Source organism: Geobacter sp. (assembly GCA_009684525.1).
In the GTDB taxonomy this organism is placed as follows: domain Bacteria; phylum Desulfobacterota; class Desulfuromonadia; order Geobacterales; family DSM-12255; genus Geoanaerobacter.
The window spans coordinates 303,900-329,047 of the sequence record WKKR01000003.1 but is presented as its reverse complement, the minus strand read 5'-3'; the positions used below and the strand labels follow the sequence as shown (position 1 = coordinate 329,047).

Sequence of the window (25,148 nt, the reverse complement as noted above, 5' to 3'; positions counted from 1 at the left end):
GGGGCAACCCTGTGTGGTTGCCCTGCTTCGGGCGGCCACACAGGGCCGCCCCTACATGATTTATTCTTTCACTCGTTGGATATCGGCCCCCAGCGCCGCCAGCTTCTTCTCGATCGATTCATAGCCACGATCCAGATGGTAGATACGGGACACCTCGGTGGTGTTGTCCGCTGCCAGACCGGCCAGAATAAGGGAAGCGGACGCCCGGAGGTCGGTGGCCATGACCGGCGCACCGGAGAGCTTTTTCACCCCCTTCACCGTGGCGGTGTTCCCCTCGATGGTGATGTCGGCGCCGAACCGAAGCAGTTCGGAGACGTGCATGAAACGGTTCTCGAAGATGTTCTCGGAGATGACACTCGCACCGTCGGCCACGCACATGAGCGCCATGAACTGGGCCTGCATGTCCGTCGGGAAACCGGGATACGGCCGCGTTTTGATGTTCATTGCCTTCGGCCGCTTCGGCCCTTTCACCCGGACAATGCCATCCTTATTGGTGATCTCCACCCCGGCATCCTGGAGCTTGAAAACCAGGGCATCGAGGTGTTCCAGCTGCATGTTCCTGATTTTGATGTCGCCGCCGGTGATGGCTGCCGCACACATGAAGGTGCCGGCCTCGATCCGGTCGGGCATGACCCGGTAGGTGGCCGGCGACAGCTCCTTGACACCGGTGATCCTGATGGTGTCGGTCCCGGCCCCATCGATTTTCGCCCCCATCTGGTTGAGCATGGTGGCCAGGTCAAGGATCTCCGGTTCGCGGGCCGCATTCTCCAGAACGGTTTCCCCCTTGGCCAGCGCAGCCGCCATCATCAGGTGCTCGGTGCCGCCGACCGTCGGCATATCGAAGTTGACCCGCGCCCCCTTGAGCCGTTTGGCCTTGGCCTCCACATAACCGTGGGCCAGGTGGATATCGGCCCCCAGGGCTTTCAACCCTTTGAGGTGCTGATCGATCGGCCTGGCGCCAATGGCACAACCGCCGGGAAGCGAGACCCGAGCCCGGCCATGGCGGGCAAGAAGCGGACCGAGCACCAGCACTGAGGCGCGCATGGTCTTGACCAGATCGTAGGTTGCCTCGACGTTGTTGACATCGGTGGCATCGATTCTGACGACATTACCGTTCCCTTCGACCCGGGCTCCGAGCGACTCCAGGACCTTGATGGTAGTGTTGATGTCGCGCAGAAACGGCACATTGCTGATCTCGTGCACACCGGAGGCAAGAATGGTGGCACAGAAGATGGGAAGCGAAGCGTTTTTGGAACCACTTACCGTGACTTCGCCGGAAAGCTTTTTCCCGCCATGAATGACCAGTTTATCCAAGGTGATTTCCCTTTAAACGATTTTACCGCCAACAACCCGCTCGATCTGCTGCGAATCCCTGGCCGTGAAGATATCCGTGAAACCTGCTGCCTGAAACAGCGCTCTGACTGCCGGAGCCTGATCGATCCCCACCTCCACCATCAGCCATCCGCCGGGGTGCAGGTACTCCGGCGCCGCAGAGACGATGAGCCGGTAGAAATCGAGTCCGTCCCGCCCACCATCCAGAGCCGCAACCGGCTCGTAGTCGCGGACCTCTGGCTGAAGCCCGGTCAGATCGGCCGTGGGGATATAGGGCGGATTGCTGACGATCAGATCGAACCGCCGGTCGGAACAGGGGTCAAAGAGCGACCCTTCCACCAGGGTCACCGACACGTCGTGTCGCTGGGCATTGCGCCGGGCAAGTGCCAGTGCGTCCGGCGAACGGTCAACACCCCAGACAGCTGCAGTTGGCAGGCTCCGGGCAAGCGCAATGGCGATACAACCGCTTCCTACACCGATGTCCAGCACTGCTTTCGCTGCTGGCACCCGGTGAATCGCCTCTTCGACCAGCACTTCCGTGTCATGCCGGGGAATCAGCACCCCGGGCGCCACCTCGAAGTCGAGCCCGCAGAAATCCTGGCTGCCGAGAATATATTGCAGCGGTTCGCTCCTGGCCCGGCGGGAAACCATCTCCCGGTAGCCGGCCAGTTCAGCATCGGTAAGCGGCTTTTCGTAATTGACGTACAACCCGACCCGGTCCAGGCCGGTGGCGGCACAAAGGAGCCACTCCGCCTCCAGGCGGGCGTTCTCCACACCCTTTTCCGCCAGATACTCCTTGGTCCAGGCAAGCACCTTCAGGACAGTCCAGACTTCGCTCATGCGGCTTCACTTTGCTGCTGCAAGGCCTCCATCTGGTAATAGGTCCGCAGAGCATCGACAATCTCAGAGATATCCCCCTGCATGATCGCGTCGAGCTTGTAGAGGGTCAGGCCGATCCGGTGATCGGTCATCCGTCCCTGGGGGAAATTGTAGGTGCGGATTCGCTCGCTCCGGTCGCCGCTCCCGACCTGTTGTTTCCGGTCAGCGGCCAGTTTCGCGTTCTGCTCCTGTATGATGTTGTCGAGGATCCGTGTCTTCAGCACCTTCATTGCCTTGGCGCGGTTCTTTATCTGACTTCGCTCCTCCTGGCAGGCAACTATGGTGCCGGTGGGGATATGGGTTATCCTGACCGCCGAGTCGGTGGTGTTGACGTGCTGCCCGCCAGCACCCGACGATCGGTAGACGTCGATCTTCAAGTCGGTCGGATTGATCTCGATGTCCACATCCTCGGCCTCAGCCATGATCGCAACGGTACAGGCACTGGTGTGAATCCGTCCCTGAGCCTCGGTCTCGGGAACCCGTTGCACCCGGTGGGTACCCGATTCATATTTCAGCTTGGCATAGACATCTTGCCCCTCGATGGAGGCAATGACCTCTTTGTAGCCCCCCCGCTCCGATTCCGAGCAGGAGAGCAACTCCACCTTCCAACGGTTCTTCTCGGCAAAGCGACTGTACATCCGGAACAGGTCGCCGGCAAAGAGGGCCGATTCGTCGCCGCCGGTACCGGCACGGATCTCCAGGATGACGTTCCTGCTGTCGTTGGGATCCTTGGGCAGAAGGAGCAGTTTTATCTCCCCTTCCAACTGCTCGCGGCGCTGTTCCAGCCCTGCGAGTTCCTCTTCGGCCATCTCCCGCATGTCGGGATCGGCCAGGAGTTCCCGGTTCCCTTCGATCTCAGCAAGCACCCTCCGGTGCTGCCGATAGGCCTCCACCAAGGGGGCTATATCGGCGTGCTCGCGGGAAAACTTGCGGAACTCGGCCTGGTTGGCAATTACGGCCGGATCGGAGAGGAGCGCCTCTAGTTCCTGGAAGCGGCGTTCGATTTCTTCTATTTTCTCAAGCATGTATAGCCCTCGTTTAACTCAAGGGATGTCGATTTTTCGCAAGGTCAAGGCGGCGGAGGAATCCCGCGGAGACGTAGCAGCGCTACATCGCACAAGGAGATTCCGAACGCCAACGCAGAGATTGCGGAAAAGCGAAATCCTATATTACCAGCCGGTCGTCCTTGTAGCCGGCATTAACCGCCAATGCCTCTTCCATGGAACGGATGGCCACTTCGAGTTGACTGTCGTCCGGCTCGCGGGTAGTGAGTCGCTGCAGTCCGAGACCGGGGGCAATGATCATCCTGACCAGTGAGGAACTGTCGTTTTTGGCACTCCATTTGAGGAATTCATATGACACCCCGGCAATCAAGGGGAGCAGCACCACGCGCGACCCGGCCTTGAGGTAGAATGGCCAGAGTTTCGGAATCATGGAAAAGATGACGATGCTCACCACCATGACGATCAACAGGAAACTGGTGCCGCAGCGGGGGTGGAGCCGGCTGTATTTGCGTACATTTTCGACGGTCAGCTCGTCGCCCGCCTCGAAGGCGAAGATCGATTTGTGTTCGGCGCCGTGGTACTGGAAAACCCTCTGGATGTCCTGCATGCGGGAGATGGACCAGATGTAGATGAGGAACACGAGCACCCTGATGACGCCATCCACCAGGTTGAAGACGATATTGGAGTCGCCGATCAGAGGGGTCATGAGTTTGGTCAGATAGAGCGGCATGATGAAAAAGAGGAGAATCCCGAAGCCGAACGCAATGGCCATGGTCCCTGCCATGGCCCAGGAAGAGAGCTCCTTCTTTTCCCCACCCTCCTCATCCTCCTCGGCAATCGCCTCGTTGGCGGAGAAATTGAGCGCCTTGACGCCGACGATGAGCGACTGGAACAGTGCCACGGCACCGCGAACGATGGGAAGCTTGACCACCGGAAAGCGCTCGGAAAGGGGGACAACCTCTTCCTTCCTGACGGCAATCTCCCCATTCGGGCGGCGAACGGCAATGGCGAGTGCACGGGGTGCACGCATCATGACACCCTCAATCACTGCCTGGCCGCCGATATTGATCTTTTCCATTTGTACCTCAGTCCTGCATGTAGCGTAGTGACAATTCGCGAATTGCCTCTACAGGCCCTTGAAACGCTCCCTCATCTCGACCAGCCGGCCGCAGGTCATGCTCCCCTCGGGACAGGGGCCTGCCAGGCAACCGGGGCCGGCATCCCTGAAAATCGTCGGGGCAATCTGTTTCACCAGCTTGAGCATCTCCACGGCCATGGCGCGGATCTCCCACTGGGCCCGCTCGCAGCAACGCAAGGCAAAGAAATGCAGGAGTTCCCTGGCATTCATGGTCATCATGATCTTGGTTTCCGTGGCATTGGGCAGGATGTAGCGTGCATCCTCGGCAGGGATGCCGGCCTCCACCATGGCGGCATACGCTTCATGCAGCTTGCTGAGCTGAAGCTCGAACAGTTCCCGCAACTCCGGCCGCTCGGCAACGGTCGGCGGAATGACAGCGGCAAAACGCTTCGTGTGGCTCACATACCGCTGGGACTGCTGGGAGTAGGATGCCAGGCGATGCCGGACCAGCTGATGGCTGGTGGTGCGGGAGATCCCCTCGATGCCGAAGGTAAAGGAGACATGCTCAAGCACCGACTGGTGCCCGAGCGACATGATCTTGTCCAGGAAGGTGCCGATATCGTCGCTGGACAGGCGTTCCCGCAACTCGGCAATGCCCACAGGTGAATAGCACAGCCGCGCCGCCAGGGCAACGGTCAACTCGGGATCGGGGGTATGCTGCAACAGCGTAACCTGCATCTCGCTCCTCGCGAAAACCACGACAGATCAGGTACCAATAAACGCAAGAAGGGGATTTCGCCACGAGACAAAATCCCCTCCCACCATAAGCCAGGAAATCTTGTTACATTCCGTAACGCTTTTTGAAACGCTCCACGCGGCCTGCAGTGTCGACCAGCTTCTGCTTGCCGGTAAAAAACGGGTGGCAGGCAGAACAGATTTCAGTCGATATTTCGCTCCTGGTCGAGCGGGTCTGGAAGCTGTTGCCGCACAGACACTTCACCGTGACTTCCGCGTACTTGGGATGGATTCCTTCTTTCATGTCGAGCCTCCTTAAAAGGGCAAAGTGATTTCCAGTCAGATAGTTAGGCAAATCCGAAAATAAAAAGTTAGCATTTCGAATTTTTTATTGCAAGACTTTTTTCCCGTTATCGAGAACGGGCCGAACACCCTCTCACCTGCTCATGGCGTCCAGAAATGCCTGGTTTGACTTGGTTTCGGAGAGTTTTTCACTGAGGAATTCCATGCTGTCCACCACATTCATCGGGTGCAGAACCTTACGCAGAATCCAGATCCGGTTGAGCGATGCCCGCTCGATGAGAAGCTCTTCCTTGCGCGTCCCCGACTTGTTGATATCGATTGCAGGAAAGACCCGCTTTTCCACCAGCTTGCGGTCCAGATGGACCTCCATGTTGCCGGTTCCCTTGAATTCCTCGAAGATAACCTCGTCCATCTTGCTCCCGGTGTCGATCAGGGCCGAGGCGATGATGGTGAGGGAGCCCCCCTCCTCGATATTGCGCGCAGCGCCGAAGAAGCGCTTCGGCTTATGCAAGGCATTGGAATCGACACCGCCGGTCAGGATCTTGCCGGATGGCGGCAGCACGGTGTTGTAGGCACGCGCCAGGCGGGTGATAGAGTCGAGGAGGATGACCACGTCCCGCTTGTGCTCCACCAGGCGCTTGGCCTTTTCGATGACCATCTCGGCAACCTGGATGTGACGCGATGCCGGCTCGTCAAAGGTGGATGAAACCACTTCACCGCGAACCGAACGCTGCATGTCGGTAACCTCTTCCGGCCGCTCGTCGATGAGCAGGACGATCAGGTAAACTTCGGGATGATTCTCGGCGATGGAATTGGCGATGTTCTGGATCAGCATGGTCTTGCCAGTACGGGGAGGAGCAACGATGAGCCCGCGTTGCCCCTTGCCGATGGGGGCCACCAGCTCCATGACCCGCATGGACATGTTATCCGGCTGGGTCTCCAGCTTCAACTTCTCGTTGGGATAGAGGGGGGTCAGGTTGTCGAAGAGGATCTTGTCGCGGGCCACGTCGGGCGACTCGAAGTTGACGGTCTCCACCTTGAGAAGGGCAAAGTAACGCTCCCCTTCCTTGGGAGGGCGGATCTGGCCGGAAACTGTATCGCCGGTCTGCAGGTTGAAGCGGCGGATCTGGCTCGGGCTGACATAGATATCGTCGGGGCCGGGAAGATAATTGTAATCAGGGGAACGGAGAAAACCGAATCCATCGGGAAGGGTCTCCAGCACCCCTTCTCCGAAGATCATGCCGTTTTTCTCGGTCTGGGCGTTGAGAATGGCAAAGATCAGGTCCTGCTTGCGCAGGCTTGATGCCCCCTCTATATTGAGGTTCTTGGCAATCGTGGTAAGTTCGTTGATCTTTTTACCCTTAAGTTCCTGAAGGTTCATCTGTTCTCCTGAATGGCGAGAGTACGCCGGATTAGTTGGGGGACACCCCTGAGGCACCAGCCCGCCCATTGAATGGCTGGTATGGAGTGACGTGATATGTCGAGGGAAGCCGATTTAAGGGATACTATTCCGTTGTGTCAAAGAAGTTTGCTTGAAGTGTAGAATTGCCAGGGGTAAGCGCAACACCATGCGCACTAAAGGTTTTTCGAAGGGTAGGCCAATTTAAGCACTATCTAATTATCTTGTCAACTCTAAATTCACGAAAAAAGAGGCTGCAGACTGCAGCCTCTCCTTCAACCTTCGTTACGACCGGAACGCGTTACGCAGTTACCTCGAATTCGTTTTCCACCAGTTCGACGATCTCGCGGTAGATCGCAATCATTACGCCGATATCCAGCCACTTCTTTGCCACGTTGCTTATCAATGCGCAGGCATGAACCAGGGTTCCGGCAAAGATCATGATCCCCAGCAAGCGGAAATCGCTGACGCTCATGAGGTAACAGCTGAAGATCCCCATGGTCAGCATGGAAGCGAGCCAAGCGAATTCAGGCCCCTTGAACGGGTTTTCCATGACCCTCAGGAAATCGATATAGTAACGGGAGAGCCCCTTTACTTTCTTCATGAATTCCGCCAGCTCATCCCCCCCATGCTTCAGGTAAGCATAGGCGAGAAACCGCTCACGAGCCGGAAGTTTCCCTTTTTCCAACCGTTCATGAACATACTTGTCAATCGCTTCATCGATAATATCAGTATTCATGACTCACCCCGCTTTTCCTGTCGGACGATTCCAGCCTGCCGTATCAATTGAAGCAAGCCGTGCTGTTTTTGATACATGAACCGTGCCGGATTTCAGGGACAAACCCCACGCCTCTGGATACTAGAATTATACAACTAATATCGGCAGTTCGCGCAGATATTGAAGACAATTTTTCTTCATGGGAAGCGATACAGAACGGGCAGGATTCTGCACGAATGCAAATTTTTCAACCAACCGTTTGCAATCACGCAAATATGATGAAGCAGCAGATGTAAAGGGGCATCTGCACAAAAAATATGCACCCTCCCCCACGCACCAAACAAAAAGGGCGACCTGGCGGCCGCCCTTTCCTACGAAATGCAGGTTTCGATCTAGTTGAAAAAGAACCGAACCCCAAACGTCCCGGTGAAACTGGAGGGATCGAAATTCCCGGCCTTGCCTCCGGGTCCGTTGATATCGGTCTCAGGAGCGACGAGGATCTTCGCTTCGGCATTCAGGGCAACCTGACGATTGATGAAATAGTCGACCCCTCCCGTGGCATGGGCGCCAACGGTGGTATCAACCGAGTACCCCACCCGGTCGTAATCGCTCAGCAGAATATCGAGACCGGCACCGACGTAAGGGGTCAGGTTGGCCTGGCTACTCTCAAAGCGATACTGACCGCCAAGTGCGACATTGGTCACATCGAAATCGCCTTTGTTCCCGCCAGTAGGGTCTTCAGAACCGAAACTCGTATTGGTAATATCGATCTCTGCGGCAAAGTTGTTGTCAATACCATAGATGAAGCCGCCACCGCCAATAAAACCGGCATCGGTCTCGATCTTGTACGGCCCAAAGTCGCTGTCAGCAGGGATAGTGAAGCCGATCCGACCAGTGACTCCCAGCTTGCCCTTGATGCTCTGCGCCTGCGCCTGGCTGGCAGCAAGGGCCACCAGGACACACAGACACGAAACGGTTAGGAATTTACGCATGATTTTCTGCCTCCTTGTTGTAGTTACATCAATCCAATGACTGCCTTGACCGCTTTCTCGATCCCTTCTGCGGCCTCCGAGATGTTGTTTGCCAGCATGTATGCCGGCGTGGAGACGATCTTGTGCTGCTTGTCCACCACGAACTCGGTCACCGGGCAGTCCACATGGGAGCTGCCGGTCTGCCGTATGGCAGCGGACGTCCCTGCATCGGTACCGATAGTCACCTGCGGCGCATACTCCCTGCCCAGAACCGCCGCTACCAGGGCCGGGGCGATACAGATGGCGCCGATGGGCTTCCCTGCCCCGACCATCTCCTTCAGAAGACGGGACACTTCGGGATGAATGGATGCATCAGCCCCCTTGACCGCAAAATTGCACAGATTCTTGGCAGCACCAAAACCGCCGGGGAAGATCACCGCATCAAGGTCGCCTCCTCTGACCTCCTTGATGTCTTTGATCTTGCCCCGGGCAATCCTGGCCGACTCCACCAGGACATTCCGTTTGGCCCCCGTCTCCTGGCCGCTCAGATGGTTGATCTCTGCCAGCTCCATATCCGGAGCCATGCAGATCGCCTCGCATCCGTTGCGGTCAATGGCCAGAAGCGTGACGACAGCTTCGTGGATTTCGCTCCCGTCAAACACACCGCAACCCGAAAGGACAACGCCGATCTTTTTCTTCATCCTCTGCACCTCCTTGACGGACGTGATTCGCGCGGAATGATCTGCCCCTCATCTGTCGGGCTTTTACACCACCATCCCTACGCGGGCCGGTGAGACTATAGCACAACTCGACAGGGGTGTTAACCTGATTTTTGCTCTTCGGCAAGGGCTATCCTGACTGCCTCGTCATACGATGTGAGCGGTAACGGCAGGAGTTCCCTGATCCGGTGGTCGCGGCAGACCACCTCGTTGGCCAGGCCTTCGATCAACGGCATGGAGATGGAGGGCTTTACCGGCGTGATAAAACCCACCCAATAGGATGACAGCTTCGGCGTCAGGAAAGGGACGGTCAGTATCATGCAGGTCCTGCCGGTCAAGTGTGCGAACCGCTCCATCATCTCCCGGTAGGTCAGAACTTCGGGACCGCCGATATCGAATGTCTCGCCGGCTGTCTTTTCTTCCCGCAGGCAGCCGGTGAGGTAGCCGATCACATCGCCGACGGCAATGGGCTGGCAGCGGGTCGAAACCCAGCGCGGTGTTATCATGAGCGGCAACCGCTCCACCAGGGCGCGGATCATCTCGAAAGAGGCTCCCCCTGCGCCTATGATGACCGCCGCACGGAGGAAGGTGGTGCTGAACTTCCCCCCCTTGAGGATGGCAGCAACTTCGAGCCGGCTGGCAAGGTGCTCGGAAAGCTCGCCACCGGTCTCACCGAGCCCGCCCAGGTAGATCGTCCGCTGCAGGCCGGCCTTGTTGGCGGCAGTGACGAAATTCGCCGCTGCCTGCCGGTCGCGCCGTTCGAAACCTGCCCGCCCACCGGCCATGGCATGCACCAGGTAGTAGGCAACAGAGACCCCGGCAAAGGCGGCAGCCAGCCCGACCGGCATCAGGAGATCCCCCGTGACCACCTCAGCTCCGGTCGGGAGCCTGGCATCCTCCCGGCGAACCAGGCAACGCACGCGCCGCCCCTCATCCAAAAGCGCCTTCACCAGCCTTTGACCGATGAAACCCGTTGCCCCGGTAACCAGAACAATATCGTCGCCAGTATGCATCCCCACTCCTTGTCGCACCATGCGCACGCAATGTTTCTTCACATTCTGACACGAATACCCGCTGTGGCAAGCCGCAGGTCGTAGAAGCAAGACAAGCGGTGCAGGATATGATAAGGTTTTTGTCAGGGAGATGCCGATGAGCCGCAACAGCCGCCCGCAGACGAAGATCGGTTACCGGCAGGTCCTGCTTCGGGACGCCTCTGTCTACTCGATCCAGTGGATGCGCTTTCCCACCGGTCTCGGCGAAGAGCTCTCACCGACCGCCCTTCTGGGGCATTACCTGCACCACATCAGACGCTTCACCCTCTCCCTGATCCGCCCCCATCGGGCACCCGACGGCGAGCTGCAGTTCCGCCTGCTCGACACCCGCGTAAGCCTCATCAGCTTTTCCGCACCGCAACAGGTCGCTGCAGAACAGTCGTCAGGCATCCGGCTCTCCATCTGCGGCGGGGTTCTCGTCCAGCGCGCCAACTGCCATCGCGGCGAATTCGCCATCATTGCCAAAGCAACCGGCCGCGGGGTACGGGTAATCGTGCAGCTGTCCGATTACTGCCCCCTGCTCCTGGGCAGCGAACAGCCGTCGGGACTACGAAAACACCTGTACCGCCTGACCCAGGCCTATATCCACAGGGTCGTCACAATACGTTTCCTGGCGCGGCTGTACAAGGAACTGACCGGGAGTGATGCAACGGTCAGGGTCATCAGGGGCAGGGTCCCGGAAGGGGAAGATATTTGAACGGCGCCGGAGAAAATCGGCCCGGTGCAGCACAATTGTCCGATGCGCCCCTTTCCCGCGCGATGCGTTGGCTTGCATTCCTTCGCAGGCGTGGTAGGCTTGTGTACGCAAAACTACTACGCACGGATTGAGGATTCATGGAAGGACGCAGGCACAAGCGGCTGCATGTCCAGGTCGGGTGCTGGATAGTCGGGGAAGACAATATCGGTTTCTGCTGTTCCTCCTTCGATATCTCGGACAGCGGCATCTCCATCTGCGTCGAAGACCCGCTCCCCACCGGCAAGAACGTAACCCTCCAGTTTTATACCCCCGCTTCTGCCGCAGCCCTTTCCATCCCTGCCGAGGTAATCTGGAGCCGGACCGAACCCGATGGCGCCATGGGGCTCAGGTTCGTCGATATCTCCGGGGAGCAGATGGAAACCCTGCGGGAACTCGCCCGCCAGCTGCAACAACGTGAATTCCGCAACAATCACCACCAGAGGTAAAACGCCGCATCCCCCAGACTGGCGGCCCTGCCCGTCGCAATTGACATCCCTCTCGGTTTTCGCTACCATTACAACGGTTTCAGCCTGTTAGCACATACAAAGAGGACCAGACCATGAAACGAAGCCGTCTTCTGCTCGGCATACTGCTGCTCGCCACCCTCTGTGCCGCCTGCCAGAAAAAGGAATCCCCCACACCGTTCACCGAATCGTCCCGCGGCAGCACCGACGCCCCGGTAAAGGATGTCCCCAAGGATCTCCTCACCTCCCAGCAGGCATTCATGAATGTGGCAAAGGCAGTGACCCCGGCCGTTGTCAATATCTCAGCCGTCACCCGGAAGCGCGTGATCCAGCCGCAATTCGAATTCTCCCCGTTCTTTGACGATTTCTTCGGCGGAGGCCAGCCCCGTCCGCGCTACCAACGCCAAAGCAGCCTCGGCTCAGGGTTCATCATCAACCGCGAGGGGTACATCGTCACCAACAGCCATGTCGTGAAGGATGCAGAAAGCATCCAGATCAAACTCTCCAACGAGAAGGTCTACAATGCCAAGGTAGTCGGGCAAGACCCGAAGACCGATATCGCCGTCATCAAGGTTGTCGGCGCCAGCGATCTCCCCGTGGCCGTCCTGGGAGACTCGGACAAACTCCAGGTCGGCCAGTGGGCCATTGCCATCGGCAACCCCTTCGGCCTCGACCGGACCCTCACCGTGGGGGTCATCTCCGCCACCGGCCGCTCCAACATGGGGATAGAAACCTACGAGGATTTCATCCAGACCGATGCCTCCATCAATCCCGGCAACTCCGGAGGCCCGCTCCTCAACGTTTATGGTGAAGTGATCGGCATCAACACCGCCATCGTGGCGGCCGGGCAGGGGATCGGCTTTGCCATCCCCATCAATATGGCTAAAAGCGTCGTAACCCAGCTGATCAAAAAGGGAAGCGTCTCGCGCGGCTGGCTCGGCGTCTCCATCCAGCCGGTCACCGACGAGATCGCCCAGTCGTTCGGCCTGAAAAAGGCAAAGGGAGCGCTCATCGCCGACGTCATGGCCGGCAGTCCCGCAGCAAAAGCCGGGCTCAAGCAGGGAGACATCATCACCTCCTTTGCCGGCAAGGAGATCAAGGACGCCCGCCAACTGCAGATGACGGTAGCCGACACCCCCACGGGACAGCAGGTGCCGATCGGGATCATCCGCGACGGGAAACCGCTGACCCTCTCGATCACCACCGCCAGCACCGACAGCGCATCAGCACAAAATCCCCGCTCAACCGAACCGCAGTCGGGCTGGTTCGGCCTGACCGTGGAAGAGCTTCCCCGCTCCATGCGCTCGGCCGGACTCACGGGGGTGGTGGTCACCGAGGTCGATCCGGAGGGGACGGCCGCCAGTTCCGGCATCCAGCGGGGCGACGTGATCATCTCCGTCAACCAGCAGCGGATCGCTAACGTTGCCGAGTACGGCAAGGCGATCCGCAATGCCGAGCAGCGGGGTTCTGTGGCGCTTCTGGTCAAGCGGGGCGACGCCAGCATATACTTTGTCCTGAAATTGCGGTAAGGTCGAATTACTGTATAATGGGATCGTTGTTCCATAGCATCAGTCTTACCAGCCAGAGGTGACCATGACGCTGATCGACAACCAAGACCAGGCCCGGCGCCTGGCCCGTGCCATCCTTTCGGACATAGCACTGTATAACCCGGAAAAGGTTCAGGAAGGGATCAAGCACGATTCCATCTTCACCCTGCTTGCCGACGAGCTCGAAGAGGGGCGGCAGCACTTCGTCTCCCGCGTTGCCCCGCATCTGGCGGCCTCCAATATTTACGACATAGCTGTGGTCGATGTCCTGATCAAACGGGCCGGCAAAATCGAATCGACCATCTGGTAACCGACACCGCAGCATACCCTGGCAAAGGCGCGGTCATCCATCGCGCCTTTGCCGTTTTCCGGACCCCCTCGTGACGACCATAGAGCTGGAATTCCCCCTAGATCACGGCACGGAACGGCTGGACCTGTTCGTTGCCACGTCCCTGGCAGAACTGTCCCGATCGGCGGTACACCGTCTGATCGAGTCGGGGATGATCACCGTCAACGGTGCAACGGCCAGGCCCTCGGTCAAGCTGAAGGGGGGAGATCGGATCGTCGTGACACAGCCGCCGCCGGTCAGCGCCGAGGCCGCCCCGGAAGCGATACCGCTGGAAGTCCTGTACGAAGACGGCGACCTCATCGTCGTCAACAAGCCCGCCGGCATGGTGGTCCATCCCGGGGCGGGCAATCCGTCGGGAACCCTGGTAAACGCGCTGCTCGCCCACTGCACCGACCTGTCGGGCATCGGCGGTGAGCTCCGCCCCGGCATCGTCCACCGGATCGACAAGGATACGTCGGGAGTCCTCCTGGCTGCCAAAAACGACCGCGCCCATCAGCATCTCGCCCACCAGTTCAAGGAGCACACCATCACCCGGATCTATTGCGCCCTGGTCTTCGGTTCGCCCAAGACGGATTCGGGCAAGATCGAATCGGCCATCGGCCGCCATCCGGTGGATCGCCAGCGGATGTCCAGCAAGGCCCGCCACGGCAAGCACGCCGTCACCCACTGGAAGGTGCTGGCGCGCTACCCCGGCGTTACGCTGCTTAAGCTCCGCCTGCAGACCGGCAGGACCCACCAGATCAGGGTCCACCTCTCCGAGGCAGGCTACCCCCTGGTGGGAGACCAGCTCTACGGCAGCAGCGGCCGCCTGGCCGGCGTTGCGAACACTCGGGTCCGGGCAGTGCTCAAGGGGATGCACCGTCAGGCCCTGCACGCCAAGACCCTCGGCTTCATCCACCCGACCAGTGGAGAATACCTGAAATTCGACACCGACCTTCCCGAAGACATGGCCCTGATCGTAAGCGAACTCGAAGGGCTTGAAGGACCATAACAAGGAGCAGACAATGGAACAGAAAAAGGCCGGCAAGATCCACTACCTGGAACCACAGCTCATGACCTCTGCCGGCATGGCTGCTGCAGGCTTCACGACGCGCCACGAAGGGGTTTCCCGCCCCCCCTACAACTCACTCAACCTGGGGCTGAACACCCTCGACTCCTCCCACAGTGTGCAGGGGAACCGCAGCCTGCTGGCGCGCGCCTTCGGGGCGCGCACCGAACGGCTTTTGACCGTAGCACAGGTCCACGGCACCGACATCCTGGTGGTGGACAGCCCGAACGAGGATGTCACCCATTTTCTCAAACTGGAGTGCGACGGCATCATCACCAACCAGGCCGGCATCATGATCGGCATCGGCGTGGCCGACTGCATCCCCATCCTGCTCTTCGACCCTGTACAGCGGGTGGCTGCAGCCCTGCATGCCGGGTGGAAGGGGACGGCGAACCGGATCGTCCCCAAGGGGGTAGAGGCAATGGCGAACCAGTTCGGCACGAACCCCGCTGACCTGATCGCCGCCATCGGCCCCGGCATCGGGCCGTGCTGCTACGAAGTGGACGAACCGGTCCGGGCGGCCTTTGCCCAGGAACCGGGGGTCTGGGCAGAAGCTGCCCGCGAAACCGGCAAGGGAAAGTGGCGGCTCGACCTTGCCCTTGCCAACCAGCAGCAGATGGCTGCCTGCGGCATCGCACCCGCACGGGTCGAGACGACCCAGCACTGCGTCTCCTGCACACCCGAGCTCTTCTTCTCCTACCGGCGCGACGGCGGCGATACGGGGCGCCAGATGGGCTTCATCATGCTTTCATGAGCCATCGCTGGCGCCTCTTCAGCGTTCTGTCGTTCCTCTATCTCCTGGCCTATTTCTACCGGGTTTCCATGGCGGTCCTGGCAGGCGATTTAAGCCGCGACCTCGCCCTGGACGCCGTTCAGCTCGGCACCCTTTCCGGGGCGTTCTTCTATGCCTTTGCCATCACCCAGCTGCCGCTCGGCCCCCTGCTCGACCGTTACGGCGGGAAAAAGATCGTCCTTCTGACCGGTCTGACAACGATCTGCGGCTGCATCCTCTTTGCGCGCGCCACGGACTATCCCCAGGCGCTCCTCGGCCGCATCCTGCTCGGCACCGGCTCTGCCAGCGTCCTGATGGGCTCTCTCAGGGTCTTCACCAACTGGTTCGATCGCCGGGAATTCGGCCAGGTCTCCGGATTCATCATCGCCGTGGGGAACATCGGCAATCTGGCCGGGACCGCACCCCTGGCCCTTGCAGCGGCAACCGCCGGCTGGCGCACCACCTTCCTGGTCGTGGCAGGCATCCAGGCCGCGGCCCTGCTGCTCGCCCGGGTAATGGTCAGGGAACGCCCCTGCAGCACCGCGCAAGACGGCGATCTGCAGACCGCTCCTCCGGTGCGCCTGTTGAGCGGCCTGCGCCAGGTCCTTGCCACCCCCTCCTACTGGCTCCTGTCGTTTCTTGCCTTTTCCTGGTATGCCAACTACATGGCGGTCCAGGGGCTCTGGGGAGGCCCTTACCTGGTGGACGCCGTCGGGCTCTCCACAGAAGGTGCGGGCCGGATGCTCCTGGCCACCTCGCTCGGCTTCCTGGTCGGCTGCCTCTGCGTGGGAACCGTCACAGAGCGGCTGTTCCGCTCCCCCCGCCGCACCCTGCTCTGCGGCCAACTGCTCCTCCTTGCCTGCATGTCGCTCTTCCTCGGCCCGGCCGAACGGCTCCCGATCCAGCTCCTGGCACCGCTCTTCTTCCTGATGGGGATTGCCGTCTCCAGCGGCGTCTCCATCTATGCCATGATCCGCGAAAGCTTTCCCCCCGCCATCATCGGCTCGGCCCTCACCGCCGTGAACTTTTTCATCCTCATGGGGGCCGCCACCATGCAACAGCTCATGGGGGGGGTAATCGGCCGCTACGGGAAAACAGCCGCCGGCTACCCCGGCGCGGCATACCATGCCGCTTTCCTGCTCCCCGTCTCCCTGCTGGCCCTGTCAATCCTGCTCTTTCTCCGGGTTCGCGACCCGCACCCCGCCGCGAAAGCGAATTCCGCTGGTCTTTGAGCAGACTCTCTGCTATATAGAGGCTACCAACGACCCGATCTCACCGTGATACCCACCCCAGCAAAGTTGCAGAGAGCCGTGGCAGGCAACGGCACGGAACCGACGACGCATGCCGATGTCCAGCCAGTCTTCGCCCGGCACCTGCCCGGCCGTTCATGCATAGTGCCCGCACCTTTGTGCCAGGAGGTCAGGAATGAAACCCGTCACCATCGCCCGCGTCGCCCTTGCCGCAGTCATGCTCTTCTGTCTCGGCTGCTCCCAGAACTTTTACAACGTCCCGCGCGACACCTATGAGAAGCAGGTCCGCATCCTGGGTGTCGCCCCGATTATGACCGATGCCGACTCCGACATCCGCCATCCCGAAAAAGCGGTTCTGGTCAACATGATCAAGGACTACAACCGCAGGAACCAGCAAGAACTGGTTGCCCAGCTCAGGGACACGGGAACCTACTACACCGTGCTCCCCCTGGATGACGATCCCGACCAGCTCTTCTCCTCCCTCTTTTACCGTCGCGAACGGCGGGAAGATGCCGGCACCGCCTACAACAAGTATTTCTACAAGGGTCCCGCGCTCAAGGAGCTGTTTGCCAAAAACCGGATCGATGCCCTGCTGCTGGTGGTGGTGAGCGGCCTTACCGCCAAGGATACCGTCCGCTCCTGCAACCTGATGGAATACCTGGAAGGCGACTACAACTCCCTGATCATGACCGGACAGGTCCTGGATGCCGAGGGGAACATCCTCTGGGAATATCCCAACTTCAAGCAGCGGCGGATCTCACCCCCCTCCTTCTTCGCGCTGCAGTACCCGGATTTCGACGAGGCCCGTGCCAATGCCACGGACAAGGTGGAGGTTAAATTCAAGACCATTCCGGGGATCGGTCGCTCATTCGACAAGAGCGAAAAATCCAGTGTCCGGGACAACGTCAAGGTATCTGAGCTGTACAATGCCGCCTTTGACGACATGGTGTCGCTGCAGCGCCCCGAATTCAACTGGTTCGGCCTGAAGGAGAGGGAGAAGGCCGCCCCGACATTGGAGACCATGGAGTTCAAGCCGGTGGCAACGCAGCCCACGCCCGCCCAGTCCCAGCCCGTGGCGCCGGTCCAGCCTAAGGCAGCCCCCCAAACCACCATCCCGGACGTGACCCAGGAGCAGCCGCTGAACATTGCGCCGCCGACACAGATCAAGGAACTGCCGGTCAACTGACGCCCGGCCCCCACCCCTGCAACGCTAACGCCCGTCCGGACCCGGTTCTGACGGGCGTTAGCGTTATCTGCTCACGCTCCCTTTTCCCCCTGCGGCCGGAAACCGCTGCCGACGCTCGCATCCCAGTCGATGGCGTCATCCGGGTCAAAGGCCTGCCGGACCGCCGGCAGGGCCAGCACCTCTGCCGGCCTCCCCGCCGCGAGCAGCTCCCCATCCGACAGCATCACCAGTCGGTCCATGAGCGTCGCGATCCAGAGATCGTGCAACGAGACGAACAGGGAAACCCCGCGCTCCCGGCTGATCTCCCGAAGCAGCCGGAGGCATTCCAGCTGATACCTGAGGTCGAGATTGGCTAGCGGCTCGTCCAGCAGGAGCAGCCGCGATCCCTGGACCAGGGTCATGGCAATGTACGCCCGCCGCCGCTCCCCGCCACTCAGCTCGCAGAGGAAGGCATCGCGGCGATCCGCAAGGCCGGTGATCGCCAGCGCCTCATCGAGGCCGCTTCCCGGCCCACCCCGTCTGACAGCCCTCCCCATCCCCACCAGCTCACCCACTCGGAACGGGGCATCCATATCGAGCAGCTGCGGCAGGAAGGCCACCAGCCCCGCACGTTTCCAGCCGGGGCAGGTGACGATCGCCTCGCCGGCGACCAGCACCCTGCCGGCAGCGGGTCGGAGTATTCCGGCGGCAAGCCTGAGCAGCGTCGATTTGCCCGAGCCGTTCGGCCCGATCAGCCCGACCAGCTCCTCGGCACGGATCTCCAGGGAACAGTCCCTGATGCATGAGGTGCGGCCGTAGGAAAAGGAGACCCCCGAAAGATCGAGCAGCAGCGGGCTTTCGTTCTCATGTCCCATTCAACGCCCCCGTTCCCGGAACAGGCGATAGAGAAAATACGGGGAGCCGATGAGGGCGGCAACCACCCCGGCCGGCACTTCTTCCGGGGCTGCCGCACATCTGCCCACCGTGTCGGCAGAGCAGAGCAGCGCCCCTCCGACCAGCGCCGAGAGCGGGAGCAGGAGCGACGCGACAGATCCGACGGAGCGCCGGACCAGATGGGGCACCACCAGCCCGATGAAGCCGACCGGCCCCCCCAGGGAGACCGAGGCGGCCGTCATCAGCGCGGCAGCGGCAAAGAGCCACCTGCGTTCCCGCCCCGGATCGAAGCCGAGTCCGTGGGCGATGTCGTCCCCGAGCGCCAGGGCATTCAGCGCCTCCCCCCGTGCCAGGGCCAGCACCAGCCCGGCAAGGACAATGGCTGCTCCGGCGGGGATCCGTCCCCAGTCGGCAGCGGCCAGGTCTCCCGACATCCAGAGAAAGGCCCGCCTGAGTCCGTCGTCCCGGCAGAGCGCCAGTACCAGCATCAGCACGGCCGAGAGAAAGAAGCCGACCCCTACCCCGGCCAGCAGCAGCCGTTCCTGCAGCACTCCACCCCGGCCGGAGCCGAGCATTCCGACCATGGCCCCGGTAGCAAGGGCGCCGGCGAATGCCAGGGCCGGGACCTGCAGCGGCAGGGCATCGAACGGCAGGAGCATGCCGAGAGCGGCGCTCAGGGACGCACCGCTGGAGATCCCCAGCACATAGGGGTCTGCAAGCGGATTCCGGATGACCCCCTGCAGGACAACACCCGACGCCCCAAGCGCCCCTCCCATCAGCAGCGCCACGGCGATCCGGGGGAGGCGTATCGCCAGGAGCATCCGGCAGGTCTCCCCATCCATGACAAAGGGGTTGAGCAGCCTGGGGCCGCTGACAACCGCCACCGCCACCACCAGCAACGACACGGCGACCAGCACCGGCAGCGCCAGCCGCTTTCTTCCCCCTCCCGGCGTCACGGCAGTGCCCCGCAGCGGCGCAGCTCCGCAATCCCCTCGACAACCCGCGGTCCGGGTCGGTAGAGGGCATCGCCAACCGTGCAGACCCGCCCCCGTTGCACTGCATCGAGCATCCGTAACCGGTGGAGCATCTCCTTGAGCGGCACCTGCATGCCACCAGCAGCGCCGACGATGATCACCTCCGGCTGCCGCTCCAGGACCGTCTCCAGGGAGAGTCGGGGATAGGTGCCTCTGGCGTCGGCGGCAATGTTGGAGAACCCGCTCAACTGCATGGCGTCGTCGATGATGGTGCCCGACCCGGCGGCCAAAAGCGGATCGGGCCAGACCACGAACAGCGCCCGCCTCCTCCTGCCTGCAGGGGGAACAGCGGCTGCCGCAGCTGCCTGCAGATTGGCAGCCAGCCGCCCGGCAGCCCTTTCGGCGCCGAGTGCGCGCCCCATCCTCCTTATGCCGGCCGGAAGATCCGCCAGCCGGGCCGCCGTAAAGACATGGGTGGCGATCCCGAGCGCCGTCAGCCGCTGAGCGATCTCCTTCGGGTTGCCGTCCCTGGTCATGACCACCAGGTCCGGTCGGAGGGCAACGATCGCCTCCATGGAGGGATTCGCCATCCCCCCCACCGTCGGCCTCCTGCGCGCCTCCGCCGGCCGGTCGCAGAGGCTGGTCACCCCCACCACCCGCCCCCCCAGGCCGAGCTCGAAGAGGATCTCCGTCACTGCCGGGGCGAGCGACACGATCCGGCGCGGATAGAGGGGGCGCACTTCTGCCGCGCCGCAGGGCACAGGAGTCCCGAAAAGCGCCACCAGCACCAGTACCAGCAGGGGCCGCATTCAGTACCTCAACGCGACGCCGCCGTACACGGAGAACCCGGCGGTCCCGTAGCCGGCAGCCTCCTCGTACGACTCGTCGCCGAGGTTCTCCATCCGGGTGAAGAGCGCAACCTGCGGCGAAAGCCGGTACTCCCCCTTCAGGTTGACCAGCCCGTAGGAGGCCATGAAGCGGTTCAGCCCGGCATCGTAGCGCTGCGAGACATACAGGTACTCCGCCAGGGCAGAGAAGTCGCCAATCCGGTAGTCCAGCGATGCGACAAACCTGCTGCGCGGCCGGGAGGGGAGCCGTGCGCCGGTCTTCTCGTTCACCGCATCCAGCCAGGTATAGGCAGCCTGCAGCTTGAGCGCGTCCATCGGCCGGAGCATCAGCCGCATCTCCAGGCCCTGGCTCCTGGCCCTGCCGATGTTGTCGGCCCGGTAGCTGCTGAAATTGGTCTGGATCAGATTGCGGTACTCCTGGCGGAACCAGGTGGCCCCGGCCGTGAGCAGGCCGCCGGCCAGATCGCTCTCCAGACCGACATCGTAGCCGAAGCTCTCTTCCGGCTCCAGGGCCGGGTTGCCGTAGTTCGGGTAGTAGAGCTCGTTGAGCGACGGGGCGCGAAACCCGGTGCCGGCATTGGCCTTCAGCCGTGTTGCCAGCCGCTCGATCCGCGCGAGCAGGCCAACCCGCCAGGTAACAGCGGTGCCGAAGGCGCTGTGGTCGTCACCGCGAAGCCCGGTAGAAAGGATCGCCACATCCCCCGGCAGCGCCAGCTTGGCATCCAGATACCCGGCGCGGGTGTCGCTGGAGCGGGCATAGCTCCCCTTGTTGTCCCCCCCTTCGTAGCGGTAGGCAAACCCTCCGGCCAGCGTCAACGGCTCCAGCTCCAGGGTATGCTGCCAGTCGAGACTCTCGGTGGTATTGACGATCCGGTAGTTGTTGTAGGCGGTGACCGGGTCGGTTGCCTCCAGGTCATCGCGCAGAAACGACAGGGTCAGGCGCTGCTCGTAGCGCTCCACCGGAGAAAGACTCCCGGAAACGGCAACCAGCGCGCTGTCACGGGTCTGCAGGTAGTTGGCGGTATCCACCGGCCCAACCCCGTAGGCGAAATCGTCGAGATGGGTCCGCTCTCTGCCGTAGCGGAGGTTCAGCTCCAGGGACGAGTCCCCGGACGGCGTTGCGCCAAGGCGCGCCGACAGCGACGAGGCAGTGGCGCCGTTGGGCATCGACCCGCCCCGCGCGATCGGAAAGCCCTCCGTATCGAGGTAGGTGGCCGACAGCCGGTAGTCGGCGCGCTCGCCGCCGCCGGAGATGGTCCCGGCCGTTTTCACCGTATGGTACGACCCTCCTTCAGCGCTCAGGTCCGCCCGTAGCTTCTCCCCACCCTTCCTGGTCACGATGTTCACCACCCCGGCCATCGCCTCAGAGCCATACAGCGTGCTCTGCGGCCCCTTGATGATCTCGATCCGCTCGACATCGGCACTCGGCAACCCGGAAAGGTCGGCAGACCCCGTGGAGGGGCTGTTCAGTTTGATGCCGTCGATCATCACCAGCACCTGGCTACTCCCTCCCCCCCGCATCAGCACCGACGCCAGGGTCCCTGCCCCGCCGTTCTGCACCACCTGCAGGTCGGGCTGCAGCCGGAGCAGGTCGATCACGAACGGCACCCCCTTCCTCTCGATTTCCTCCCGCGAGATCACCGTCATGCCCTGCGGGACGCGCTCCAGTGGCTCTTCCCAGCGGGACGCCGAAGCGACAATTTCCGGCAGGACCGCAACCTGCTCCCCGGCGGCCACAGGTGCGGCCAGGGCCAGGACGAACAAGACAACGGATGGTTTCATGGCAACAGTTCTCCCTTCTTGCCGCACCAAAGGGGGATCTCTGCCAGCGTGCAGCCTGTGCCGTCACGGCCGGGGCATGCGCCGATACCGGCCGGAGACGGACCAGACCACACCCTGCCGGTGCCGGGGTAGATGACACGAGATCATCACCGAACGGAACGGCAGGCGTTTGCTGCAACGCGCCGGCGAAAAACCCGCCTGGCCGGCGTCAGTGCGCGTTTGGATCTGTTGGTTGCTGGGATTGCCGCAGGTTGGTCGTGCAACAGCGGAGACGACTGGACAACAAGGAATGACAACGATGCATGGAAGCACCTCCCGCGAGATTGCGGATGGCGGTATTCCGGCTTAGGGCCACCTACTCGCCCGCCTTCCCAGGATCTCTCCCAGTGGCTGTTTCGCGCTTAGCGCGACGGGCTTTCGTTCCCATTACGGCTGCGGGGCAGCGGGGGATTTTCACCCCTCTTCCTCAAACCATCCGATGTACGACAAGAAGAAATTGGTGGACGCGGTAGGCTTCGAACCTACGACCTGACGATTAAGAGTCGCCTGCTCTACCAACTGAGCTACGCGTCCGAACCGGGGACGGATATTAACAGCATCCAATCCCGTAATCAAGCAGATTCTTGTTCAACCTGCAATAATTACGGAAAGTTGGCACCTTACGCCACCCTTGGTCACGCTCCCAGCTGCTTGCCGGGGACCAGGTAGTTGACCACGTAATCCCGCACCGAATCGGTCAAAGGGGTTGCCTCGCCGGCATACCCGGCCGCCCGGAGCTTCGCCGTATCGGCGCAGGTGTAGTACTGGTATTTGTCCCGGACCGCTGCGGGCATCTCCAGGTAGTCGATCTGCAGAGGCCGGTCGAGCGCCATGAATATTGCCCTGGCAAGGCTGTTCCAGGTCTGGGCCCGGCCGGAGCCGATGTTGAAGAGCCCGTTGCACCCGGGGTGCTGCAGGAAATGGAGCGCCATGGCGACCGCATCCTTGACGTAGACGAAATCCCGCTGCTGTTCGCCGTCGGCATAGCCGTCGCGATGGGACTTGAAAAGCCCCAGTCTCCCGGTGGCGACGATCTGCTCATACGCCTTGGCCACCAGCGAACGCATCTCCCCCTTGTGCTGCTCGTTCGGGCCGAACACGTTGAAGAATTTCAGGCCGGCCACCCGGTCGAGCAAGCCATTCTGCCGTGCCCAGAGGTCGAAAAGCTGCTTGGAATAGCCATAGATGTTGAGCGGGCGCAGCGTTGCCAGGGCTGTTTCGTCGTCCCCGAACCCGCCGGCACCGTCGCCATACGTGGCTGCGCTCGAAGCGTAGATGAACCGGGCCCCCTGCTGCAGCGCATAGAGGGCAAGCTCCTTGGTATATTCGTAGTTGTTGCGGACCAGGTAGGTTGCATCCAGCTCCGTGGTGGCAGAGCAGGCGCCCATGTGGAGTATGGCCTCGACACCGCCCCCTCCTGCCGGCGTTCGCCCGGCTCGAACCAGGGCCAGGAAGTCGTCCTTCTCCAGGTAATCCAGGAAACGGAGCGGAACCAGGTTCTTCCACTTGTCACTGCACACCAGGTGGTCCACGACGACGATATCCTCCCTGCCGCGCCGGTTCAGCTCCCAGACCAGCGCGCTGCCGATGAAACCCGCCCCTCCCGTCACAATGATCATCGCGATTCCTTATCCTGCGGCCTTTCGTGGATGGTTACAGCCCCTAAGCCCCTATTGTCGGCGTTCGGCAACAGACCACGCAGAAGTAACACCAATAACAAATGCGTAGCACACCTTGTACACCAGCGTAACGATCTTGTCAAATGACCGGGTCGGTCAGGAGCCCATCAGACGTAACTCACTGCAACCATTGGCGGCTGTGCGGTGGCACGAATATTGGAATTGTATCACCGGGAAAGGTATGGTATAAGAATTCCAATGCGTGGCACGAATAATTATTTCGTATACGCTATCTCTCCAAAACCGCGGCAGCGCAGATCCCAGGAGGCCCCAGATGCACATGGCAGACGCACTCATCTCCCCCGCCGTCGGCGGCGTCATGTGGGCAGCAACCGCCGGCACCATCGCGTACTGCTCGAACAAGGTCCGCACCGAGCTTGACGACAAGAAGGTGCCGCTCATGGGGGTACTCGGCGCATTCCTCTTTGCCGCGCAGATGATCAACTTCACCATCCCCGGCACCGGTTCCAGCGGCCACCTCGGGGGAGGTCTGCTGCTGGCGGTCCTGTTAGGGCCCCATGCCGCCTTCCTCACTATCGCCTCGGTGCTGGTGGTCCAGGCGCTCTTCTTTGCCGACGGCGGCCTGCTCGCCCTCGGGTGCAACATCTTCAACCTGGGGGTCTTTCCGGCCTTCATCGCCTATCCGCTCATCTACAAGCCGATCGTCGGCACCTCCCCCAGCCAAGGGCGCATCACTGTAGGGGCGCTGGCAGCCGCCGTCATCGGCCTGCAACTGGGTGCCTTCGGCGTGGTCCTGGAAACGGTCGTTTCCGGCATCTCGGCGCTCCCCTTCTCCACCTTCGTCATGCTGATGCAGCCGATTCACCTGGCTATCGGCATCGTCGAGGGGCTGGTCACGGCCTCGGTGGTCTCCTTCGTCTTCAAGGCCCGGCCCGAGATCCTCGCCAGCGCCCTGGAATCGCGCGGGATCGGCGCAACCCCGGTCCGCACCGTGCTGATCGCCTTCATGACGCTGGCCGTGGTGACCGGTGGGGTTGTCTCGTGGTTCGCGTCGGAGAATCCCGACGGGCTGGAATGGGCGATCCAGAAGGTGACCGGCAAGGAAGAGGTGGAAGCAACGACGGACCGGATACATCAGGCCCTGGCAACGTTTCAGGAGAAACTGGCGTTCCTCCCCGACTACGCGTTCAAAAGATCCGAAGCCGGCGCAGCAGGAGTCACTGCAGGCCCGGAAGCGCTCGCAGGCGCGCAGGACGGCAGGCTGGGAACATCGGTCTCCGGTCTCATCGGCGGCCTGCTCACCCTGGGGCTGGCAGGTATCATCGGGCTGGTGCTGAAAAGGTTCTCCACGGTCCGGCAGCACTAACGCTCTGACCAGCCCCACCCGGCACGTAACGGCAAACGGCCCGGTCGACACTACGTCGGCCGGGCCGTTTGTATTGGCCAGAGC

At 61.5% G+C, this 25,148-nt stretch carries 24 protein-coding genes, 1 tRNA gene, 1 pseudogene and 1 riboswitch; of the genes and pseudogenes, 9 read left to right on the top strand and 17 right to left on the bottom strand.

What is annotated here, in order from left to right; all coding sequences use genetic code 11:
* Nucleotides 1-60 precede the first annotated feature (60 nt).
* The 11 genes from murA to GJT30_12450 all read right to left on the bottom strand — a co-directional run bounded on the left by murA (nt 61) and on the right by GJT30_12450 (nt 10,151).
* Complete coding sequence (gene murA, locus GJT30_12500; GenBank protein MSM40430.1) at nt 61-1,314, bottom strand: UDP-N-acetylglucosamine 1-carboxyvinyltransferase; 1,254 nt, start codon at nt 1,312-1,314, stop codon at nt 61-63.
* Nucleotides 1,315-1,326: 12 nt separating this feature from the next.
* Nucleotides 1,327-2,172 (bottom strand): peptide chain release factor N(5)-glutamine methyltransferase, encoded by an 846-nt coding sequence (gene prmC / locus GJT30_12495; GenBank protein ID MSM40429.1) that lies wholly within the window; start codon nt 2,170-2,172, stop codon nt 1,327-1,329.
* A complete protein-coding gene (gene prfA, locus GJT30_12490) occupies nt 2,169-3,236 on the bottom strand; it encodes a peptide chain release factor 1 (GenBank protein MSM40428.1) in 1,068 nt (355 codons plus the stop codon). Before prfA ends, prmC begins: the two co-directional genes overlap by 4 nt.
* Before the next feature lie 139 nt (nt 3,237-3,375).
* Nucleotides 3,376-4,293, bottom strand: a complete 918-nt coding sequence (locus GJT30_12485; protein ID MSM40427.1) for a DUF1385 domain-containing protein — start codon at nt 4,291-4,293, stop codon at nt 3,376-3,378.
* Between the two features lie 48 nt (nt 4,294-4,341).
* Nucleotides 4,342-5,031 carry an FAD-dependent thymidylate synthase gene (locus GJT30_12480; GenBank protein MSM40426.1) on the bottom strand — a complete coding sequence of 230 codons (690 nt, stop codon included), beginning with the start codon at nt 5,029-5,031 and terminating at the stop codon, nt 4,342-4,344.
* 103 nt (nt 5,032-5,134) lie between these two features.
* A complete protein-coding gene (gene rpmE / locus GJT30_12475; protein ID MSM40425.1) occupies nt 5,135-5,332 on the bottom strand; it encodes a 50S ribosomal protein L31 in 198 nt (65 codons plus the stop codon).
* Between the two features lie 132 nt (nt 5,333-5,464).
* Nucleotides 5,465-6,712, bottom strand: a complete 1,248-nt coding sequence (locus GJT30_12470) for a transcription termination factor Rho (protein MSM40424.1) — start codon at nt 6,710-6,712, stop codon at nt 5,465-5,467.
* Nucleotides 6,713-7,031: 319 nt separating this feature from the next.
* The gene (locus GJT30_12465; protein ID MSM40423.1) at nt 7,032-7,469 is read right to left on the bottom strand and encodes a hypothetical protein; all 438 of its coding nucleotides are present in this window, start codon (nt 7,467-7,469) and stop codon (nt 7,032-7,034) included.
* Nucleotides 7,470-7,840: 371 nt separating this feature from the next.
* Entirely contained in the window at nt 7,841-8,440 is a 600-nt protein-coding gene (locus tag GJT30_12460; protein MSM40422.1) for an outer membrane beta-barrel protein, read from the bottom strand.
* A 23-nt stretch (nt 8,441-8,463) separates the two neighbouring features.
* The gene (gene elbB, locus GJT30_12455; protein MSM40421.1) at nt 8,464-9,120 is read right to left on the bottom strand and encodes an isoprenoid biosynthesis glyoxalase ElbB; all 657 of its coding nucleotides are present in this window, start codon (nt 9,118-9,120) and stop codon (nt 8,464-8,466) included.
* Between the two features lie 119 nt (nt 9,121-9,239).
* Nucleotides 9,240-10,151 carry an NAD(P)H-binding protein gene (locus GJT30_12450; protein ID MSM40420.1) on the bottom strand — a complete coding sequence of 304 codons (912 nt, stop codon included), beginning with the start codon at nt 10,149-10,151 and terminating at the stop codon, nt 9,240-9,242.
* Between the two features lie 136 nt (nt 10,152-10,287).
* Between GJT30_12450 and GJT30_12445 the strand changes: the two genes are divergently transcribed.
* From GJT30_12445 to GJT30_12410, 8 genes and pseudogenes are all read left to right on the top strand, one after another.
* Entirely contained in the window at nt 10,288-10,887 is a 600-nt protein-coding gene (locus GJT30_12445) for a hypothetical protein (GenBank protein MSM40419.1), read from the top strand.
* 137 nt (nt 10,888-11,024) lie between these two features.
* Nucleotides 11,025-11,372, top strand: a complete 348-nt coding sequence (locus tag GJT30_12440) for a PilZ domain-containing protein (GenBank protein MSM40418.1) — start codon at nt 11,025-11,027, stop codon at nt 11,370-11,372.
* Between the two features lie 113 nt (nt 11,373-11,485).
* A complete protein-coding gene (locus tag GJT30_12435) occupies nt 11,486-12,919 on the top strand; it encodes a Do family serine endopeptidase (protein ID MSM40417.1) in 1,434 nt (477 codons plus the stop codon).
* 64 nt (nt 12,920-12,983) lie between these two features.
* On the top strand, nt 12,984-13,247 hold the full coding sequence (locus tag GJT30_12430) for a hypothetical protein (protein MSM40416.1): 264 nt from the start codon (nt 12,984-12,986) through the stop codon (nt 13,245-13,247).
* 70 nt (nt 13,248-13,317) lie between these two features.
* Nucleotides 13,318-14,277: an RluA family pseudouridine synthase gene (locus GJT30_12425; GenBank protein ID MSM40415.1), complete on the top strand. Its 960-nt coding sequence runs from the start codon at nt 13,318-13,320 to the stop codon at nt 14,275-14,277.
* A gap of 13 nt (nt 14,278-14,290) precedes the next feature.
* Entirely contained in the window at nt 14,291-15,088 is a 798-nt protein-coding gene (gene pgeF / locus GJT30_12420) for a peptidoglycan editing factor PgeF (GenBank protein MSM40414.1), read from the top strand.
* The gene (locus GJT30_12415) at nt 15,085-16,338 is read left to right on the top strand and encodes an MFS transporter (GenBank protein ID MSM40413.1); all 1,254 of its coding nucleotides are present in this window, start codon (nt 15,085-15,087) and stop codon (nt 16,336-16,338) included. Before pgeF ends, GJT30_12415 begins: the two co-directional genes overlap by 4 nt.
* 193 nt (nt 16,339-16,531) lie before the next feature.
* A pseudogene (locus GJT30_12410) lies at nt 16,532-17,356 on the top strand (hypothetical protein).
* 257 nt (nt 17,357-17,613) lie between these two features.
* Here GJT30_12410 and GJT30_12405 read toward each other — a convergent pair.
* From GJT30_12405 to rfaD, 6 genes are all read right to left on the bottom strand, one after another.
* On the bottom strand, nt 17,614-18,396 hold the full coding sequence (locus tag GJT30_12405; GenBank protein ID MSM40412.1) for an ATP-binding cassette domain-containing protein: 783 nt from the start codon (nt 18,394-18,396) through the stop codon (nt 17,614-17,616).
* Nucleotides 18,397-19,455 carry an iron chelate uptake ABC transporter family permease subunit gene (locus GJT30_12400; GenBank protein ID MSM40411.1) on the bottom strand — a complete coding sequence of 353 codons (1,059 nt, stop codon included), beginning with the start codon at nt 19,453-19,455 and terminating at the stop codon, nt 18,397-18,399.
* The gene (locus tag GJT30_12395; protein ID MSM40410.1) at nt 19,368-20,198 is read right to left on the bottom strand and encodes an ABC transporter substrate-binding protein; all 831 of its coding nucleotides are present in this window, start codon (nt 20,196-20,198) and stop codon (nt 19,368-19,370) included. Before GJT30_12395 ends, GJT30_12400 begins: the two co-directional genes overlap by 88 nt.
* The gene (locus tag GJT30_12390) at nt 20,199-22,019 is read right to left on the bottom strand and encodes a TonB-dependent receptor (protein ID MSM40409.1); all 1,821 of its coding nucleotides are present in this window, start codon (nt 22,017-22,019) and stop codon (nt 20,199-20,201) included.
* A gap of 313 nt (nt 22,020-22,332) precedes the next feature.
* Nucleotides 22,333-22,510: riboswitch (cobalamin riboswitch) on the bottom strand.
* A gap of 6 nt (nt 22,511-22,516) precedes the next feature.
* Nucleotides 22,517-22,592 (bottom strand) — tRNA-Lys (locus GJT30_12385).
* Nucleotides 22,593-22,693: 101 nt separating this feature from the next.
* Nucleotides 22,694-23,677, bottom strand: a complete 984-nt coding sequence (gene rfaD, locus GJT30_12380) for an ADP-glyceromanno-heptose 6-epimerase (GenBank protein ID MSM40408.1) — start codon at nt 23,675-23,677, stop codon at nt 22,694-22,696.
* 334 nt (nt 23,678-24,011) lie between these two features.
* Here rfaD and GJT30_12375 point away from each other — a divergent pair, with 334 nt between their 5' ends.
* On the top strand, nt 24,012-25,064 hold the full coding sequence (locus GJT30_12375; protein ID MSM40407.1) for a cobalamin biosynthesis protein CbiM: 1,053 nt from the start codon (nt 24,012-24,014) through the stop codon (nt 25,062-25,064).
* The last annotated feature ends 84 nt before the right edge of the window (nt 25,065-25,148 follow it).

Excerpts from the sequence above, each read along its gene's own strand:
- prmC (MSM40429.1), bottom strand. The coding sequence starts at position 2,172 with ATGAGCGAAGTCTGGACTGTCCTGAAGGTGCTTGCCTGGACCAAGGAG.
- prfA (MSM40428.1), bottom strand. The coding sequence starts at position 3,236 with ATGCTTGAGAAAATAGAAGAAATCGAACGCCGCTTCCAGGAACTAGAG.
- GJT30_12485 (MSM40427.1), bottom strand. The coding sequence starts at position 4,293 with ATGGAAAAGATCAATATCGGCGGCCAGGCAGTGATTGAGGGTGTCATG.
- GJT30_12480 (MSM40426.1), bottom strand. The coding sequence starts at position 5,031 with ATGCAGGTTACGCTGTTGCAGCATACCCCCGATCCCGAGTTGACCGTT.
- rpmE (MSM40425.1), bottom strand. The coding sequence starts at position 5,332 with ATGAAAGAAGGAATCCATCCCAAGTACGCGGAAGTCACGGTGAAGTGT.
- GJT30_12470 (MSM40424.1), bottom strand. The coding sequence starts at position 6,712 with ATGAACCTTCAGGAACTTAAGGGTAAAAAGATCAACGAACTTACCACG.
- GJT30_12465 (MSM40423.1), bottom strand. The coding sequence starts at position 7,469 with ATGAATACTGATATTATCGATGAAGCGATTGACAAGTATGTTCATGAA.
- GJT30_12460 (MSM40422.1), bottom strand. The coding sequence starts at position 8,440 with ATGCGTAAATTCCTAACCGTTTCGTGTCTGTGTGTCCTGGTGGCCCTT.
- elbB (MSM40421.1), bottom strand. The coding sequence starts at position 9,120 with ATGAAGAAAAAGATCGGCGTTGTCCTTTCGGGTTGCGGTGTGTTTGAC.
- GJT30_12450 (MSM40420.1), bottom strand. The coding sequence starts at position 10,151 with ATGCATACTGGCGACGATATTGTTCTGGTTACCGGGGCAACGGGTTTC.
- GJT30_12445 (MSM40419.1), top strand. The coding sequence starts at position 10,288 with ATGAGCCGCAACAGCCGCCCGCAGACGAAGATCGGTTACCGGCAGGTC.
- GJT30_12440 (MSM40418.1), top strand. The coding sequence starts at position 11,025 with ATGGAAGGACGCAGGCACAAGCGGCTGCATGTCCAGGTCGGGTGCTGG.
- GJT30_12435 (MSM40417.1), top strand. The coding sequence starts at position 11,486 with ATGAAACGAAGCCGTCTTCTGCTCGGCATACTGCTGCTCGCCACCCTC.
- GJT30_12430 (MSM40416.1), top strand. The coding sequence starts at position 12,984 with ATGACGCTGATCGACAACCAAGACCAGGCCCGGCGCCTGGCCCGTGCC.
- pgeF (MSM40414.1), top strand. The coding sequence starts at position 14,291 with ATGGAACAGAAAAAGGCCGGCAAGATCCACTACCTGGAACCACAGCTC.
- GJT30_12415 (MSM40413.1), top strand. The coding sequence starts at position 15,085 with ATGAGCCATCGCTGGCGCCTCTTCAGCGTTCTGTCGTTCCTCTATCTC.
- GJT30_12405 (MSM40412.1), bottom strand. The coding sequence starts at position 18,396 with ATGGGACATGAGAACGAAAGCCCGCTGCTGCTCGATCTTTCGGGGGTC.
- GJT30_12395 (MSM40410.1), bottom strand. The coding sequence starts at position 20,198 with ATGCGGCCCCTGCTGGTACTGGTGCTGGTGGCGCTTTTCGGGACTCCT.
- GJT30_12390 (MSM40409.1), bottom strand. The coding sequence starts at position 22,019 with ATGAAACCATCCGTTGTCTTGTTCGTCCTGGCCCTGGCCGCACCTGTG.
- rfaD (MSM40408.1), bottom strand. The coding sequence starts at position 23,677 with ATGATCATTGTGACGGGAGGGGCGGGTTTCATCGGCAGCGCGCTGGTC.
- GJT30_12375 (MSM40407.1), top strand. The coding sequence starts at position 24,012 with ATGCACATGGCAGACGCACTCATCTCCCCCGCCGTCGGCGGCGTCATG.